Annotated in this window: 14 protein-coding genes; 5 read left to right on the forward strand and 9 right to left on the reverse strand. The window is 56.3% G+C overall.

Annotated features, from left to right (window positions below; all coding sequences use genetic code 11):
- Positions 1–109 precede the first annotated feature (109 nt).
- Positions 110–490 carry a bactofilin family protein gene (locus EI77_RS08005; protein ID WP_133794464.1) on the forward strand — a complete coding sequence of 127 codons (381 nt, stop codon included), beginning with the start codon at positions 110–112 and terminating at the stop codon, positions 488–490.
- A gap of 155 nt (positions 491–645) precedes the next feature.
- On the forward strand, positions 646–1,749 hold the full coding sequence (locus EI77_RS08010) for a polymer-forming cytoskeletal protein (RefSeq protein WP_133794466.1): 1,104 nt from the start codon (positions 646–648) through the stop codon (positions 1,747–1,749).
- Positions 1,750–1,837: 88 nt separating this feature from the next.
- Here EI77_RS08010 and phoU read toward each other — a convergent pair whose 3' ends face one another.
- Genes phoU through EI77_RS08025 form a run of 3 tightly spaced genes read right to left on the reverse strand, consistent with a single transcriptional unit; the run spans position 1,838 to position 4,617 of the window.
- Complete coding sequence (gene phoU, locus EI77_RS08015; RefSeq protein WP_166647117.1) at positions 1,838–2,518, reverse strand: phosphate signaling complex protein PhoU; 681 nt, start codon at positions 2,516–2,518, stop codon at positions 1,838–1,840.
- Positions 2,519–2,557: 39 nt separating this feature from the next.
- Positions 2,558–3,448 (reverse strand): UDP-2,3-diacylglucosamine diphosphatase, encoded by an 891-nt coding sequence (locus tag EI77_RS08020; protein WP_133794470.1) that lies wholly within the window; start codon positions 3,446–3,448, stop codon positions 2,558–2,560.
- A 32-nt stretch (positions 3,449–3,480) separates the two neighbouring features.
- Positions 3,481–4,617: a glycosyltransferase family 4 protein gene (locus EI77_RS08025; protein WP_133794472.1), complete on the reverse strand. Its 1,137-nt coding sequence runs from the start codon at positions 4,615–4,617 to the stop codon at positions 3,481–3,483.
- Positions 4,618–4,799: 182 nt separating this feature from the next.
- Here EI77_RS08025 and EI77_RS08030 point away from each other — a divergent pair, with 182 nt between their 5' ends.
- From EI77_RS08030 to EI77_RS08040, 3 genes are all read left to right on the forward strand, one after another.
- Positions 4,800–5,507, forward strand: a complete 708-nt coding sequence (locus tag EI77_RS08030; protein WP_133794478.1) for a response regulator — start codon at positions 4,800–4,802, stop codon at positions 5,505–5,507.
- A gap of 125 nt (positions 5,508–5,632) precedes the next feature.
- Positions 5,633–6,871, forward strand: a complete 1,239-nt coding sequence (locus EI77_RS08035; RefSeq protein WP_133794480.1) for an ATP-binding protein — start codon at positions 5,633–5,635, stop codon at positions 6,869–6,871.
- A gap of 54 nt (positions 6,872–6,925) precedes the next feature.
- On the forward strand, positions 6,926–7,609 hold the full coding sequence (locus tag EI77_RS08040) for a hypothetical protein (protein WP_133794482.1): 684 nt from the start codon (positions 6,926–6,928) through the stop codon (positions 7,607–7,609).
- Positions 7,610–7,758: 149 nt separating this feature from the next.
- Here EI77_RS08040 and EI77_RS08045 read toward each other — a convergent pair whose 3' ends face one another.
- The 6 genes from EI77_RS08045 to EI77_RS08070 all read right to left on the reverse strand — a co-directional run bounded on the left by EI77_RS08045 (position 7,759) and on the right by EI77_RS08070 (position 16,306).
- Positions 7,759–8,397, reverse strand: a complete 639-nt coding sequence (locus EI77_RS08045; RefSeq protein WP_133794484.1) for a response regulator transcription factor — start codon at positions 8,395–8,397, stop codon at positions 7,759–7,761.
- A complete protein-coding gene (locus EI77_RS08050; RefSeq protein WP_133794486.1) occupies positions 8,394–10,691 on the reverse strand; it encodes a PAS domain-containing sensor histidine kinase in 2,298 nt (765 codons plus the stop codon). The genes EI77_RS08045 and EI77_RS08050 overlap by 4 nt, the downstream gene beginning before the upstream one ends.
- Positions 10,692–10,955: 264 nt before the next feature.
- Positions 10,956–11,348, reverse strand: coding sequence for a GxxExxY protein (locus EI77_RS08055; RefSeq protein WP_166647118.1), 393 nt, complete (start codon positions 11,346–11,348; stop codon positions 10,956–10,958).
- A 138-nt stretch (positions 11,349–11,486) separates the two neighbouring features.
- On the reverse strand, positions 11,487–14,036 hold the full coding sequence (locus tag EI77_RS08060; RefSeq protein ID WP_133794490.1) for a tetratricopeptide repeat protein: 2,550 nt from the start codon (positions 14,034–14,036) through the stop codon (positions 11,487–11,489).
- Positions 14,037–14,111: 75 nt separating this feature from the next.
- Complete coding sequence (locus EI77_RS08065) at positions 14,112–15,047, reverse strand: CNNM domain-containing protein (protein ID WP_133794492.1); 936 nt, start codon at positions 15,045–15,047, stop codon at positions 14,112–14,114.
- The gene (locus EI77_RS08070; RefSeq protein ID WP_166647119.1) at positions 15,044–16,306 is read right to left on the reverse strand and encodes a transporter associated domain-containing protein; all 1,263 of its coding nucleotides are present in this window, start codon (positions 16,304–16,306) and stop codon (positions 15,044–15,046) included. Before EI77_RS08070 ends, EI77_RS08065 begins: the two co-directional genes overlap by 4 nt.
- Positions 16,307–16,309: the final 3 nt, after the last annotated feature.

Genomic DNA, 16,309 nt, shown 5'->3' on the forward strand with positions numbered 1-16,309 from the left:
AACAGGCCGCGCTGAGGCCCCCGCACCGGCTTCAACAGCCGATCGTGGACCCAGCTTCTCCGCACCCGTTCCCGCTGCACAACCCCAACGCGCATCAAACTCTTACAACATGACTTCCAGCAAAAACGTTCTCGCGAACGACGTCGAAATTAAAGGTTCAATCAAATTCTCCCACGACCTCATCATTGATGGGAAAATCGAAGGCGAAGTCCAGTCCGATGGCAGCCTGACCGTGGGTGAAAACGCCCTGATCAAAGGGGAGATCAAGACACGTTCCGTGATCATCTTTGGCAAGGTCGAAGGCAACATCACGGTGCTTGAGCGCTGCGAGCTGAAAAGCAATGCCATCCTGGTGGGTGACATCGAAGCAGGTACGCTCTCCATCGAAGAAGGCGCAACCTTCATGGGTGCTTCCAAAGTGGGCCGCAAGCCTGAGCCAGCCAAGCCAGCTCCGCTGGGTGGCAATCGCCCTGCACCAGCACAACCCTAAACTAGAACCACCGCTGAGTGTTTCGGGGTCTATTCGGCTCTAAAAGTGACCGGCCAGTCCCACCGAAGAATCAAATCGAGGTGGTCTGTCCGGCTTGCGGCGCGGCTCAATACGAGCCGCGTCTTGTTGTATCCACATTTTGTAAAAAATGTGGCGTGCATCTGAGCATCCAACGCAAGAAGGTCACCGCCTCCAGTGTGACCCGCTCTGGCGTGGGCATGCCTGATCCCTGGGCTGATTCCAATCTGGCTCATAAGCCTGCCCCGGCGACCACTCCAACGACGGCTAAAGAGCCTGAGATTGAGATTCCTGATCTGAAAGCGGATCCACTGGCTGCCGAGATGATCCAGCCTGTCTCTGACGAGGAAGCGGCCGAAGGAGGATTCGGGGTGTTTTTGAAGCAACAGGCGAATCCTGTTCCGGAGCCTGTGCCTGCCAGTGAAAAACCTCCTGTAGAAGATAAACCTGCTGAATTGCCAGCAGCCATTTCTGAAAAAGTCGAAGAAGCTAAAACGGAGCGGGAGCCAGTAGCGGAGACACCTCCTGCAGCTTCAGTGGTGGCTCCTGTACCCACTGCCCGCCGCACGGGACCGTTGCCGCCCCGGGATGCGGATGATGAAGGCGCGAGTGTCGTCAAACGTCCCCAGTCCAATTCCCCGCCACCCACTCCCGCACCTGCGCCCATGAGCGCCAGCACGCTTCAGAAAATGAAGAGTGAGGGGATGTACCGGAACCAGTATTTTAAAGATGCTGACTGCTTTGAGTGCGATCACTCCTTTAAAGTCAGCCGCTCGACGCGGTCCACCCATTGTCCTTCCTGCGGTGCCCTCATCGCTCTGGACGATGTGGAGGTAAACATGCCTTCCGGCGATTCGATCAAGACCCGTGGGGACGTGCTCATCCGCAAACGTGGCCAAGTGTCAGCCGAAAGCATCATGTGCAAGGATCTCCGCTGCCAGGGGATCTTGGAAGCCAACGTCAAAGCGAGCGGCGACGCCATTTTCCGTGCCACGGGCAACATGATCGGTGAAGTTCACTGCCGGCGTTTCATCATCGAAAAAGGTTCCGATGTGGTCTTCCTCAATGGAATCCACGCGGAAGAAGTCGAAGTGCAGGCACGAGTCACAGCGACCATCTTTTCCAGCGGGTCCTTGGTCATCGGACCGAATGGTTCCGTTAATGGAGATGTGACAGCGCGCTCCGTATCGATTGAACCCGGTGGCGAGATCAATGGTGCGATGAATATCGTGCGCAAGTAGTCTGGCCCGTGAGGCAGGCGGAGATGCTTTCCCCTGCCTGCTGTTAGGTGACAGTCACGCTAAATCTCGTGACGGCGGGAAACGTTTGTTAGGTCGGCGTTGCCTGGCCCTGACGCTTGTTTTTGTCGAAGCGGATGTCTTCCGCACGCTCGATGAAGATGGTGTCTTCACAGATGTTTTTGGCGTGATCTCCCACGCGTTCGAGGAAACGGGCGATGAAAATGAGGTGTAGGTATCCTTCCAGCGGAGCCTGACGGGCCTCCATGACGCGAAGCAAAGCCTGGTCCACGGATTTTTCAGCAGCGTCCAGCTCTTTGTCCAGCAGGCGGCTGGCAGCGGCGGCATCCGCATCAGCATCGGTGAAGGCCTGGATACTGGTTTCCAGATTGCGGGCGCAAAGGTGATAGACAGGCTGGATCAACGTCAGTTCTGGAATCTCGGGCAGGAGATTGATGGAACGTGCGCGTTTAGCGATGCTGCCGGCTTGGTCTGAAATGCGCTCAAGATTGTTTGCCACGCGGATCGTGCCCATGACCTGACGGAGATCGTGAGCTGTCGGCTGGAATTTCAGAAGGATTTGCATCCCTAACTGATCAATGTCTTTTTCCAGCTCATTGACATCCTGATCCGCTGCGATGGCAGCATTGCAGAGGTCACTGTTGCGTTCCAGGAGTCCACGCATGGCGCTGGCGAGATTTCGCCGGGCCATGCTGGCCATGGTGAGTACCTGCTCACGCAGGCGGTTGAGGGCGTGATCGAATGTGGACAAAATATGCTCTTGCATCAGTGGCGTAGGCTTGGGCTGAAACTACATGGGCAGTGTGACATTTTCGACACCTAATTTAACGTCCTGATCCACCAATGCGACGACTGCATCGCCCTTGGGTTCCCGATTGGTGCGTTCGCAGAACTGGTCATAGGTGATGACTTCAAATTCGCCGTTGTCATATTCCAAAATGGCGGTGAGCGATTCCACCCAGTCCCCCGAATTCAGGTAGTGGGTATCTCCCACAACTTTGTTGGCGGGGCTGTGGATGTGACCGCAGATGATGCCTTTGCAGCCTTTGGCCTTGGCCAGTTCCTGGAGCTGCTCTTCGTATTTGCCAACAAAGCTGACGGCGGATTTGACCTTCAGTTTGACCCAGCGGCTGAGGGAAAAGCTGTCTTTGCCACGCACTCGGCGATACCAGTTGTAGGCGCGGTTGACCCGCAGGAGAAGGTTATAACCGATGCCGCCCAGTTTCGCGATCCAGGGGTGGTTGGTGGTGACGTGGTCAAAGCCATCGCCATGGACGACCAGGTAGTCCCCCCTCTGGGTGTGGTGAATGTGCTCGTCCGTGATGAGGAAATTGTCCAGCCGGATGGGAATGAAACGGTCCAGAATGTCATCATGGTTACCTCGCAGATAAATAATCTGGGTATTCTCCTTTTCCATCTTCTTCAGCACCGTGCGGATGAAATGGGTATGAGCTTTATTCCAGCCGCCGAGACGCTTGAGGTGCCATGCATCAATGATGTCCCCGTTCATGACGAGTTTGTCACATTGGATATTGCGGATGAAGTGGGAGGCCTGGGCGGCTTTGCAGTCAGGCATGCCCAGGTGTACGTCCGAAATGAAGACGGTGCGGGCACGCAGTTTCGTCTTGGTTTTCTCCGGATTGGCCGGAATATCGGACTGCTCTTCGGGATCTTCAGGCATGGGGAGAGAGAACGCGGATAAAGTGAGGCGGGTCAAGCCGGGTGTTGAGGGGTAGTGCCAATGACCTGGAGCAATTCGGACTCAAATTGCTCGATCACACGCTGCCAGCCCAGATGGTGGGCGGCCTCGCGGGCGGCGGTGCGCTGGATCTGGTCATTCCAGGCGGTGGCGGCGCTGCGGGTCTTTTCAAGAAAGTCGGGCTCATCATTGAAGGCGGCCAGGAGGCCATTTTCCCCCGGGTGGATGAGCAGGCGTGGTGCCGCGTAGTCGAAAGCGACAGTTAAGAGTCCGCTGGACATGGCCTCCAGGACCACATTGCCGAAGGTTTCAGTGATGCTGGGGAATAAAAAGACATCCGCACTGGCATAGTGAGCGGCCAGTTCATTGCCTGTGCGTGCTCCTGAATAATAAAATTCAGGGTGGTCCGTCTGCAGGTTTTTGAGTTTGGGGCCATCGCCGACGACGACGCAAGGAGCCTGGGGGTGGACTTCGCGAAAGGCGCTGAAGGCTCGGGTGAGCAGGTCCAGGTTCTTTTCCGCAGCCACACGTCCCACATAGATGGCCACCGGGGTGCTTTCATCGGCTCCCCAGGTCTGGCGCAGGGCCGGGTCACGCCGGGCAGGGGTAAAAAGGTCTGTATCCACGCCACGACCCAGAACGCCGACATTGTGGATGCCCCATTTTTCCAGCATGGCCGCAGTATCTATACTGGGGGTCAGGGTGCGGGCGGTCTGGTTGTGAATACTGCGCAGGAGGCCCTGGGCCACGGCTTCCAAACCAGGCAGAGAGTAGTCTTCGAGATAGGTTTGAAAATTGGTATGGAATCCGGAGACAGTGGGAATGCCCATCTTTTTGGCTGCGCGGATGCTGGCGATGCCCAGGGGCGTTTCCGTAGCCACATAAAGTGCATCGGGACGAAATTCCTCATACAAAGCCTGCATCTGCCAGGTGGTGGTGAAGCCCATGCGCAATCCTGGGTAGCCTGGAAGCGGCATAGCCATGACGATGTGGCGTTTCAAGGATTCTTCCGCTTCCGGTGCAGCCTCCAGGGTGGTGACGATTTCCACCTGATGACCCCGGCTTTCCAGGCCGCTGGCCAAGGTCGCAAGTGTTCGTGCCACCCCGTTGATGTCGGGTGGGAATGTATCAGTGATGAGCAGAAACCTCATGTCACAATCGGCGGAATGATTTTAAAGATAGCAGATTTGCCGCCTGACAAAGTGGTGCATTGTGACGAATACGTCACGGGTGAAAGGCAGTATGTCTATATTAATTAACTGTCTTGTGACAGACTCGTCACGAATATCTGCTTGGTGACGTGCCTGTCTCTTGTGTAAACGGCTATCATACTATGAGCAAAATCTTGGTGGTTGATGACGAGCCCGATATTTCGGAACTGATTACCCTGCACCTGATGCGTGAGGGGCACGAATGCGTGTGCATCACCAACGGGCTTCAAGTGATGAATGCCATCATTGAGCATGAACCGGACCTCGTGGTGCTGGATATCATGCTGCCTGGGCAGGATGGCGTGACGGCTTTTAAAAGACTTCGGGCGGATAGCCGCACCCGCAGCGTGCCCGTGATCATGCTAACAGCACGGGCGCAGGTAACGGATAAAATCAACGGCCTGGAACTGGGCGCGGATGACTATCTGACCAAACCCTTTTCCCCACGGGAGCTTTCCCTGCGCATCTCTGCCATTCTGCGCCGTACGAAAAAAGTGACCCATGTGTCCGAAGTGAAGATGGGTGCCTTTCTGCTGGACCGGAAGAACATGAAGTTTTTCCACAACGGGCACCCGATCGATCTGACGACCACGGAGTTCAAGCTCCTGGCTGTACTGCTGGAAAATGTGGCGGCGGTGCATACGCGCTCTGAGCTGCTGCGAGAGGTCTGGGGCTATTCTGATGACGTGGCGACTCGCACTTTGGATACCCACATCAAACGCCTGCGGGAAAAGCTGGGTGAAGCTGGCCGTCACATCATTACGGTGCGGGGAACGGGGTATCAGTTCATCCCGGATGCTTCTGCCATCGCTGCAAATGCCGTTGATTAACAGGCTCCGGCGGCGGGGTAAGGAGGGGAGGGCAGTGGCCGCTGGCCCATCTTTCCCTTGATCCCTCTGACCCCTGGCCTAACGACTGAATAACTGACCCTGACCGATTTTTCTTCAATTCATCCATGACGTGTACCCTGCTTACCTTGGCGCTCCTGCTGCTTTCAGCCTGGGCTTGGCGGCGTGAGCAGCATTGGCGGCACAGTGTGCAGCAACTGACGAAGGCCGCAGGTCTGAAGCTCTTTGAAGCGGATAAACTTAGCGCACGTTTTCAGGGGCTGCTGGAGGCGGAAAAGTCCCTCAACAAAGAGGAGTATTTACGGCGCTTGTTTGAATCCCTGCTCAATGAGATCCGCCAGGGCGTGGTGATTGTGGATGCACAGCAGCGGATCAAATTTTGCAACCGGACGATGGGGCATCTTTTCCATCGTACGTCAGTGCATCGCGGTCGTACGTTGCTGGAAGAATTCGCCGATCATCAAGTGAGTGACACGGTACTTGCGGCACTGCAAAACCAGCGGCGGACGGTAAAGGAGATCGAAATGAGCACCACCTTGGGATCCGGCGCGGTGAATACCCGCCACTATCTCATTGAGGCAGCGCCACTACCTGCCAAGGCGGAGGCCGGAGCCTGGCTGATGGTTTATGACATCACAGAGCAGACTCTGGCGGAGCAGGTGAGGAAGGACTTTGTGGCCAATGCTTCCCATGAATTGCGCACACCGTTGACACTCATCAATGGATACATTGAAACGTTGCAGAGCGGGGTCATCAAAGATGATGCAGGAATGCGCCGCTGCCTGGATGTGATGGAAAAGCATGGCAAGCGCATCATTCGCATCATTGAGGACATGCTGACCATCTCCCGGCTGGAGAATGGCACCTCGGCGCTGAATCTGGAGCCATTCACGGCGCGTGCTTGCGTGCAGGATGCTTTGGACCACCTGGGCCCGATGCTGGAAGGGCGGGATACCCGCCTGGAGCTGGACTTCCCTCCAGATGGCGGGCACATGACGGGTGACCGTTTTTATTGGGACCAAGTGTTTACCAATCTGCTGGAGAATGCACTGAAGGAAAACCCAAATCCCGGCTTGGTGATCCAGGTCAAAGGGGAGTGGTTTGCGGATCATTGTGTGCTGAGTATTCGTGATAATGGCATTGGTATTCCGGCCCATGATCTGCCCTTCGTCTTCAAGCGATTCTTCCGTGGGCATAAACATCATTCACCTGAGATCAAGGGGACTGGCCTCGGGCTGAGCATCGTGCGTCGTACCATTGAAGCCCATGGTGGGATTATTGAGCTGACCAGCACGCCAGGAGTGGAGACGACCTTCAAGATCAGGGTGCCATTAAGCCCCCTTTGAGCATGCTTAATGCAAGGTTGCTCTCAAGGGTTCATCGCGTAGCCTAAAGCTGCCATGTCGCGCCCGCCTGCACAGGAAAATTCCACCCTTTCTGGCTCCCCGCTGCCCCTTCAAAAGATAGCCGTGGTGATGGCCGCAGGGGCCGTTTTGGGCACACGTCTGCGCGTGGGTAGAGCGTTAATCATCGCGGGGCTGGCCTGGATGGTCACTTCCCGGAAACGTCCGCCAGTGGTTGCTGATGAGGTCTCTCCTCAGGAGGCCTCGATGACGCCAGCTCCGGGTTTCTTGGATGAACTGTGTGTGCCGTCCCACCCCTTCATGGACCCGCTGCCTACACCCGAGGTGATGGAGAAACTGCGGGCTGAACTGATCCCGCCTTCATCCTTGTTTACTCCTGCCTTGATCCCGCCGCTGACAGAGCCTGTGCCGGAATCGATGCTGCTTCAGTCCGCCCCAGTTTATGTCGAAGTGGAGGAGAACGAGGAGGTATATCCACCAGATGCGTCGGAAGGGAATGCGGTGCTGCCAGATACCATCAGCATCCCGGTTACCCCTGACCCACCACCTGGATTGCTGGCAGACACGCAAGCCCCCCTGGAAGCCCATGCTGCGCCTCCTCCCACGGTCCCGATAGCCGGGCTGTTGCAGCCTGCCCCCTCTTCGCCGCGCAGTTTGGCCAATGCCGGCTCTCCTCATAAGCACAGGCGTCGTAGTTTCCTGGAATGGCTGCGCGAATAAGCCGCATGCTCAGCTTTTAATTCAGAAGAGTATCTTCATGGCTGCGGTTTGCAGCGAATATGACTGGCGAGATCCGGGTACAAAAAAACCGCCTGGAGCACCCCAAAAACTCCGGGCGGTTGATGTATGGATCGTAAGGTCTGGAGATCCTATTTTTCGACCCAGCGCACAGCTTCCATAAGCAGTTCGCGAGCGGAGGCGAGGCCCAGTTTCTGACGGATATTGGCTTTGTGAGCGTCCACGGTTTTGGCGCTCAACTGCAGTTTTTCGGCGATTTCGTGGGAGTCAAAGCCACGGCCGACCATTTCAAAGACTTCGAGCTGGCGATCACTGAGCATACGCCCAGGCTCACCACGGGAACCGGAGCGGGGACCGCCGCCGGAAACGATGCTGCCAAGAAGATTGGCGCTGAAGAAGAAACCGCCACCGAGCACCTGGCGCACGGCCTGGAGCACACGGACTGCGCTTTCACCCTTCATGATGTAACCCATGGCACCGGCACGCAGGCAGCGTTCGGCATAGACGTTTTCGTCATGCATGGAGTAAACCAGGACGTGGATTTCTGGATGGCTCTGCTTGAGCTTTTTCACCAGATCCACACCGCTGCGGTCCTTAAGAGTGATGTCCAGAATGATGACATCTGGCTTCAGCTTTGGGATTTGCGCGAGGGCATTGTTTGCGTCTTCGGAGCTGCCGACAATCTGGAGATCTTCCTGATTCTCGAGAACTTTCTTCAGACCTTCGATCACAATAGGGTGATCATCCAGGATGTAGATTTTATGTTTCACGGTTTGTACTTTTGTTTGTTTTTGGGCGTCGCTTGGGGTGATCCCTCGCCGTTAAGCAGGGGAAATTTGCAAGTTACTTTGACACCGCCTTTAGGCGGGCAGTTCACTGAAAAATCAGCATGAATGAGGGTGGCCCGGTAGTTCATGACTCTAAGGCCGATGCCTTCGAAGCCGGGTTGGCAATCAAAGGCACGACCGTCATTGAAAACTTCCAGCACTGCATGGCCGGTATCCTCTTGCTGAAGGTTGATAAGAATTTTCTGCGGGTTGCCATGACGAATGGCATTATTGATCGCCTCTTGGGCGATGCGAAAGAGATGGGTGCTTTGTGTTGGGTCGTCGATCTTGACGGACAAGCCGGATACGAACTCGCATTCCCGGCGAAATTGAGTCACCACCGTATCCGCCAGCAAGTGGAGTGATGCCGCCAGATCCCGGTGCTGGATAGCTGCCGGGGACATATTGCGGGAAAGCTGCCGCACCTGCTGGATAGCCTGCTGCACCAGTTCATGGATGCGTCGGGCCTCCGTCTGCTCCGTCGTTTCTTTGAGGCGCATTTGCAGCATCTCCACCAGGGAGCCGATGCCCGTCAGCAACTGGCCCACCCCATCATGCAGATCATGGCCGATACGGGCCTGCTCCTGCTCGATCGCTTCCATCAGGTGGTGCTGGAGCCGCTGCTGCTCGGTTATATCGATGGCGGTGATGATAAAACCTTCGATCTGCTGATCCGCATTACGTGTGGTGGTGTTGTGGACCTGGATGATGCGCAGATCCCCCGACTTGGTGCGGCCACGGGAAATGGCGGTGACGCGGGGGGCACCTTCATGCAGTTTCTTCAGCCGTTCTTTGGCGCGCGGGATTTCTTCTGGATCCACGAGCCCGCTTTCCCAAACAGTTTTGCCCACAAGCTCTTTGGCGGAATAACCTGAAATTTTTTCCACCGCCGGATTGACCTTCAGGATGCGGCCTTCGAGGTCAACCATGCCGATCATGGCGGCAGATTCCCGGACCAGTGTGTCATTGAGTTGAGACTGTCTTTTCAGTTCTTGCTCCGCCTGCCTGCGGGCGCTGATGTCTGTGAAAATGATGATGCCCTGGCCACTCTCGTGCACCGTGTCTGGAAGGAAGGTGACGGCGGCATGAACGTAGAGATTCTTACCCTCCCGCCTCTTCAGTGTGATCTCGATGTCCTTTTGCGGTTTGCCCTGGGGCTCGACAATTTGTTTCCAAAAGTCATCGGCAGGACGGTTCACCGAGTCCAGCAGGTCCGGGATGCGCATTTGGACAAGCTGCTTGTCCGTATAGCCCAACATCCGCCTGAGCGCGGAATTCACCTTGGTAATTTGAAGGTGGGTATCGAAGACAGCGACGCCGGATGGGTTGTTTTCAAACAGCCCCCGGTAGTAGGCGGCCTGCCTGCGGGTGTATTCTTCTGCGGCCAGTTGCTCCCGGATGTCACGGGTGGTGATGAGCACCCTTTCACCCGGCAGACGCCGGAGGACGATCTCCACTTTTTGCCGTCCTCCATCCTTTAGGATATGGGAACCCCGTAATGTGACTTTCTGGCAGGGCTTGGGCAGAGAAAATTCCTTTTTTCGGCCAGTCTCCGTGCTGATCACATGAAGAATGGAGCGTCCATGCAATTCGGCCTGGGTATAGCCTAGAGCATCCAGGGCTCCCTGGTTGGCGAAGAGAATGTGCCAGTCCTCATCCACAAGAAAAATGCCATCCACCCACTCCTCCACTAGGGTGCGGCACAGAGCATTTAAAGAGGCCTCATTGCGCAGCGCCTGTGTGGAAAGCGCCAGGGAAGTGATGACTTGCACCAGGCCGATAGAGCGGATCATAGCTCCACTGGCATCTCTTTCCAATGCCCGCCAATCATGCTGGATCCACTCCCAGCGCCCATCCTTGCAGGCCACCCGCATTTGGACAGAAACACTGTCCGTTTGCCCACTCAGAAGGGATTCTCGTCCGGCCCTTACCCGCTCAAGATCATCTGGATGGACGACCGTATCCCATCCTTCAGGCATGGATGAAATCTCCTCAGGCGTATATCCATACAGTCCTGCGAGCGCAATTCCGTTGGCTGTCAGCCGCTGCTTTTTGATGTCGTAAATATACGCCACCCGCTTTTCAATGCCGTCAATCCACGCATTACTCAGTGGTTCCGTCTCCGGTGTGGTATTGCGATAAGACCTTACATCATAAGGGGAGCGCCGTTCGAGACGGTGTACCAAGGTCTGATCATCCGTCTGGTCTCCCTCATCCCTGCTTCTACCCGCAGACATGTTCTCCAGGCGATCATGAGGATCTTGAAGAATATGTGTTTGTTGGGGCCAGGGCTTCACTTTTTCAGTAAGAAATATCTGTGTTTTTTAATTCAAAATGACAGCCTTAGGAAAGCTTATCTTGGGTTAGGTGCAATTCTTTTTTCTAAATACGCATGAAGGGGCGCTAGGATGACTTCTTTATTTCAAATGCATAAATGACCCGCTTACCTATTGGCACGGGCATCTTTGATCCAAGCACCCGAAGCAGTACGCATCTGGAAATTACTCACCTGCGTCCCGGCGCTTCAATGAGATGCGGTGGATGCCTTTCCTGAGGACAGGGACCTGGAAGTTGACAATGAGACCTGTCTTTAATCCACTGAGCTTTAACCAAGTTTCCATACTGCGGCGGTCATGATCCGTAACGGAATCACAAGCCAACACTCTGACCACCAAAGCCTTTTCGATAACAAAATCCATGGTGGCTGCCGCAGTGATCTGATGGCCACGGTAGTTAAAGTTCAGCGGCTGGGCACGCATATATGGGATTTCCATCTCCCGCAGTTCAATGGCGAGGCACTCCTCGTAAGCGTCTCGTGTGAGGCCTGTGCCCAGCGTCTCATGCACCTGAAGGCAGGCGCGGATCACGATGTGTGGCAGGTCCTGAGCATCCATGATGAGGTAAGTAGCGGCGAACAATGAACGCAGGAAGGAGAAACAGGCGCCTCGCTTCCAGCGTGATGCAGGAATGAACGGATGGAAGGTCCGTAATGCAATGACGGAACGCAGCAATCCTCACGGGGTAGGGGCCGCTCAGTCCCAATTTCGCAACATTTCGTGCCCTTCGCGGAAGCGAGGGGCCAGCGCTAGTGAGTCGAGGAGGTGCCTTTTTGCCTGCGCGGCATCCGTTTTCTGAAGGAGGTGGGCCAGGCGATAATGAGTCTGAGAGGCGGTGGCGGGATCCAACTGAAGGACACAGCGATAGGCTCTAATGGCTTCTTCCGGCTGGTTCGTGGCTTCAGCAGATACCGCCAGGGCATATTGTGGACTGCGCAGAAAAGGGTTCAAAGCAATAGCTCGCCGTGCGTTCGCCTGTAGGGATGCCCAGTCCTGCTGGGCCAGATCTGCCTCTATGAGACGCAGGAAAATGGGCATGGCTCCGGTTTCGTGTTCGGCCATGTAGCGAAGGTTTTGCAGTTCCTCCTCCTCACGTTTGAGCTTCTGTAATGCGTCGGCTTTAAGCTGATAACCGCCTCCTGCACTGGTATCCTCCGGCAGCACTTGAATGAGCTGGTCCGCAGTTTTCAGCACTTCTTCCCACTTCTCTTGCTGCACCATGGCCTCCGCATAGCGGCGGATGGCCCAAAGGTTTTTCGGGTTTTGCTTTTTGAAACTGGTCAGAGATTCCAGGTCGAGGACCTTCACTTCGTCTGGCTCCGGTTTTTTCCAATCAGCCAATGCGCCATACTGTTTCCGGGCCATGTCTTTGAGCTTCTTATTAAAGTCCTTTTCCAGATGGTCCATGGATTCCGTGTTGTCAGCAATGGCGTCATTGATGCGTTTGCCAGCAGCGAGGTCTTTGAGAATATTTTGAATCGCTTCGGGGCCGAAACGATCCAGCAGGTAAGCGACGACCTGACTGGACTGGTAATAGGCGAAGAGCAGATGATCTTCATCTTCAGCGTTGAGGAAGGCACTGCTGAGCTGGCTCACCGGAGTGGTCGCCTCATCTTCCAAGATCATTTCGCGAAAAGTCGCATCCATTTTCATGCCCCAGGCCGGATTGCGCAGGCTTTCTTCATGGACACTGATGCCTTCACTGAGCCAGCGGGGCATCTTATTCTGGGTGATGGTGAGTGTGACGACATGGCAGAACTCATGCCAGAGGGTGGACTCCCAGTTGTTACGTCCATGGGCGAGACTGCCCGGACTGTTCATCGTGATGACGGTGCCAAAGCATACCCCTAAAAGGCCCTGGCCCCCTAGGCTGCCAAAGGTGCGGATGGCGAAATCCTGCTGGGCACCGAAGAACTCCACCATGACGGGGCGCTTCAACTCCAGGCCATATTTGGGACAAAGCACGGCTTTGGCTTCACGCAGCAGGGCCAGCGCGCTTTCACCATAGATGGGCCAGTCGCGCTTCGGCATCTTCAAAATGAAGTCGTCATAGCTCTTGGTCACATAGCCATTCATCTCCTTTTCTAGCAGACCGATGTTGTGCGCCTGAATGTTGTATCCGTCCTGGTCGCGGATCTCTGCGGCCAGTTTCCAGGCTTCCTCTTCATCACCCAGGCGTAAAAGATCATGACAGAGCTGAACCTTCGCGGGCAGATAGCCGGGGGCAAATTTGAGAGCTTGCCGTTGATGAGCCGCCCCTTCAGCAAAGCGGTAAGAACGTGAAATGACTCTGCCCAGGATATGGTCCACTTCAGGGTTTTGTGGCCAGCGTTCCAGGCCTTTTTTCCGCGCTGCGGAGATCTTTTCAGGACTTGCCGCGCTAAGCTGTGCGACGGCCGCTCGGAGTGCCCAGGCCTCCGGGCTATTCTCCTGGACCTCGATTACCTTTTGGATGGCGGCTTCGGCTTCCAGAAATTTTTCTGAGCCAATCATCACTTCGGCCTTCATCAGGTGTGCCTCAGCCTGCGCGGGATTTAATTCTAATGCCCGTACGATGTTTTCTAATTGCTTCTCACGGTCACCATTGGCAAAGGCGCGGGCGAGGCCCGTGCGTAAAGCGGCGGTTTCACCATGGGCTTTCAGGCCTGCACGGAAAACATCCGCAGCCCGAGCGGCATCGTCTTTTTGCAGAGCCAGGTAACCCTCAGCCAAATAGGCGGCTTCCAGTTTGGGATCTTTCTTTTGAGCGGGGAGGAAGTACTGGGCGATGACTTTTTTGGCATCGGCGCCTAAAGCCAGTGCCGCCTGTCCCAGGGAAACCCATTCCTGGGCAGTGCGGTCATTAGCAGGTTTGCTTTTCGCCGCTTCATTGACCGCAGACAATGCCTGATCCGCGATGTCCTGACGACCCAAGCGGCGGGCGTTTTCATGCTGAAGCATGAGCAGTTCCAGATTGCCGGGGTAGGTCTTCACCGCCAGCTCCACCTCATCGCGGGCAGTTTCTTCCTGGCCCTGTAGCATCAAGGCACGAACGCGCATGAGCCGCCACTCGGGTGCTTTCATCCCGCGCTGGATCGCTGCCTCGCAGATGCGTCCGCACAGCTCGTACTCGCCTTTGGCCAAAAGCCGTCCGACGGGGGCCAGATTGCTGTCCTCATACAAGCGGTCCAGGTCCAGCTCTTGCGCCTTTCCGGAAAGCGAAAGCATCAAGCAGATGACGATCTGGAGGAGGGTTCGGCAACGCATAGCAAGTGAGCACAGCACATAACGTGCGAGGGCCTTGGAATCCTGCTGAAATACTGCCGGATCTATTTCGAAGCTTTAGCTGCGGGTGCCCATCAGGTGGTCCAATAAATCTTCTTCACTGGCCAACCCAACAGGCTCATTTTTATCATCCAAAACGAGAACCAGAGTGCGTGCCCGCTTTCTCATCCGCTGCAAGGTCAGCAAGGCACTGTCCTGCGCATGCACCGCATCCAGGGTGCGCATGTGGTGCCGCACAAGCCGATCCGGCGGGCAATGAGCGGGAAGGGTGGCCAGATCCAGGACGCCAACAAACTGGCCTTGCTCCCCCAGCACCGGCAGGGTGGTGACGGCATGCTCCCGCGCCATGATGAGGGCGGTTTTCAGCGGCAGCTCACCTGATAGGGCAATGCTACGGGTCAGCGGACGCATAACGGCGGCCGTGCGGAGCTTGCGGTAGTCTAGGCTGCGCTGGATGAGACGTGCGGCACCGGGGCTAAGCTGGCCCTGTTTGCTCAGCACCTCGGCCTGGTGGCGCAGATCATCGCGGCCCAAGGAATGGTCTGGGATGCTCGCTGCCTCCGCCCGGGGATCTGCCAGGGCGCGAAAAAGGGGGCGCACCAAGCCCACCAAAAGCACCAGGGGTGTCAGGGTGCGGAGGCTTCGAAAGGGGTAACGGCGGAAAATCTTTTTCGGCAGGACCTCCAGGCCGATGAGGAAAATGGGCAGCGCGATGATGAAGGCGATGAAATACCCCCATGGGCCGCTGATGCGTACCAGCTTCCAGGCAATGATGAGAAACGCCGCCAGATTGGTGATGTGATTGGTCACCGTGATGGCTCCCAGTAGGGCATCGCGATCCTCCACCAAAGGCAGCAGACGGATAGCGCGTTTATCACCCGCACCGGCAGCATGGCGCACCCGCACGCGGCTGACGGCGATGATGGCGCTTTCCAGACCGGAGAGAGCGAATGAAAGGCCCAGGGCAATGATCAGCAGAAATACCCAGGTCACTGGCGGTCAATGTCCTCAGTAAAGGGTTTTTTCAGGCGCAGCTCCACCTGCTGCACGCGGGCGCGGACCACTCGGCGGACTTTGAGGTCGGCATCATCCAGGTGGACTCTTTCTCCCGCTTTTGGCAGATGACCCAAGATATTAAACACAAGACCACCAATCGTATCCAGCCCGTCTGTATCGGGAAAGGAGATGTGAAGCGCGGCAGCGACATCATCAATGCGGGTGCCGCCTTCCAGCAAATAGCGCCCATTGCCCAGATCTCGAATTTCAGCTCCCTCGCCCTGCCATGGCGCAGCTTCATACAGCAGCCAATCGGCGATCTCATCTTGGCTCACCATGCCTTCCAGCCCGCCATACTCATCGACGATGAGCACTGGCTGAGTGGTGTTTTTGAGATAGGCATCCAGCGCATCCAGAACAGGCATCGTCTCCGGCACGAAGGTCGCAGGACGCAGCAGATTGGCCCATGCCGGACGGCCAGCCAGCCTCCAGGCGAGGGTATCAATGACACCTTCCACCACATCCGGTGTCTCGCCATACACCACGACGTAACGCTCGGCTGATTGCTCCAGCGTAGCCGTGGTCTTCTCCGGTTTGTCGAAGGCGCTCATGAGCGTCAGATCCACCCTCGGCACCATGCAGTCACGCACCGTTAGGCCTTCGATCTCCAGTGCCTCCCGGATCATCGCTGCCTCAGCTGCATCCAGGAGCCCTTGCTCCACGCGCATCTCCACCAGCGTCTCAAATTCATCCCGTGTGATGGGCTGGCGCATTTTGACTCTTTGCGGAATTAAGCGCCGGATGAGGACATCCGTGGAGCGGTCCGCAAGGGCGGCAATCGGATCCAGAATGCTACGCAGGGGATTGAGCAAGCGCAGACTGCCGACCAGCACCGCCGTTGGCGAGCGGGCGGCGAGAAACTTGGGCATCATGTCACCAATAATCACCGTGCCCACAAACAGCAAAGTGGCTGCCAGCCAGGAGTTCCAACCCAGGGCCAGCATCGGGCCGGATACCAGATGCAAACCCAGCGCAGCAAGGGCGAGGTTTAGCGTAGCGGAGAGTAGCAGAGTGCGGTGCAACTGGGCGAAAGGATTCGCAGTAATCCTACGCAGCTTCCGTGCCACCCCCGCACGGGCTGAGCTCAGCTGACTGTCCAAATCACGCGCCATGTGGATGGCTGTCTCCGTGGCGGAAATAATCGCCAGCAGCAGCAGCAACGCCAAGTAAGAGAGGACGGGAAGGACAGGTAGCACGAG

The sequence above is a fragment of the Prosthecobacter fusiformis genome (assembly GCF_004364345.1).
GTDB lineage: Bacteria > Verrucomicrobiota > Verrucomicrobiia > Verrucomicrobiales > Verrucomicrobiaceae > Prosthecobacter > Prosthecobacter fusiformis.

Bases quoted from the DNA above. Each gene is read 5' to 3' on its own strand.
- EI77_RS08035 (WP_133794480.1), top strand. From the start codon at position 5,633: ATGACGTGTACCCTGCTTACCTTGGCGCTCCTGCTGCTTTCAGCCTGG.
- EI77_RS08025 (WP_133794472.1), bottom strand. From the start codon at position 4,617: ATGAGGTTTCTGCTCATCACTGATACATTCCCACCCGACATCAACGGG.
- EI77_RS08020 (WP_133794470.1), bottom strand. From the start codon at position 3,448: ATGCCTGAAGATCCCGAAGAGCAGTCCGATATTCCGGCCAATCCGGAG.
- EI77_RS08030 (WP_133794478.1), top strand. From the start codon at position 4,800: ATGAGCAAAATCTTGGTGGTTGATGACGAGCCCGATATTTCGGAACTG.
- EI77_RS08055 (WP_166647118.1), bottom strand. From the start codon at position 11,348: ATGGATGCTCAGGACCTGCCACACATCGTGATCCGCGCCTGCCTTCAG.
- EI77_RS08005 (WP_133794464.1), top strand. From the start codon at position 110: ATGACTTCCAGCAAAAACGTTCTCGCGAACGACGTCGAAATTAAAGGT.
- EI77_RS08040 (WP_133794482.1), top strand. From the start codon at position 6,926: ATGTCGCGCCCGCCTGCACAGGAAAATTCCACCCTTTCTGGCTCCCCG.
- EI77_RS08060 (WP_133794490.1), bottom strand. From the start codon at position 14,036: ATGCGTTGCCGAACCCTCCTCCAGATCGTCATCTGCTTGATGCTTTCG.
- EI77_RS08050 (WP_133794486.1), bottom strand. From the start codon at position 10,691: ATGTCTGCGGGTAGAAGCAGGGATGAGGGAGACCAGACGGATGATCAG.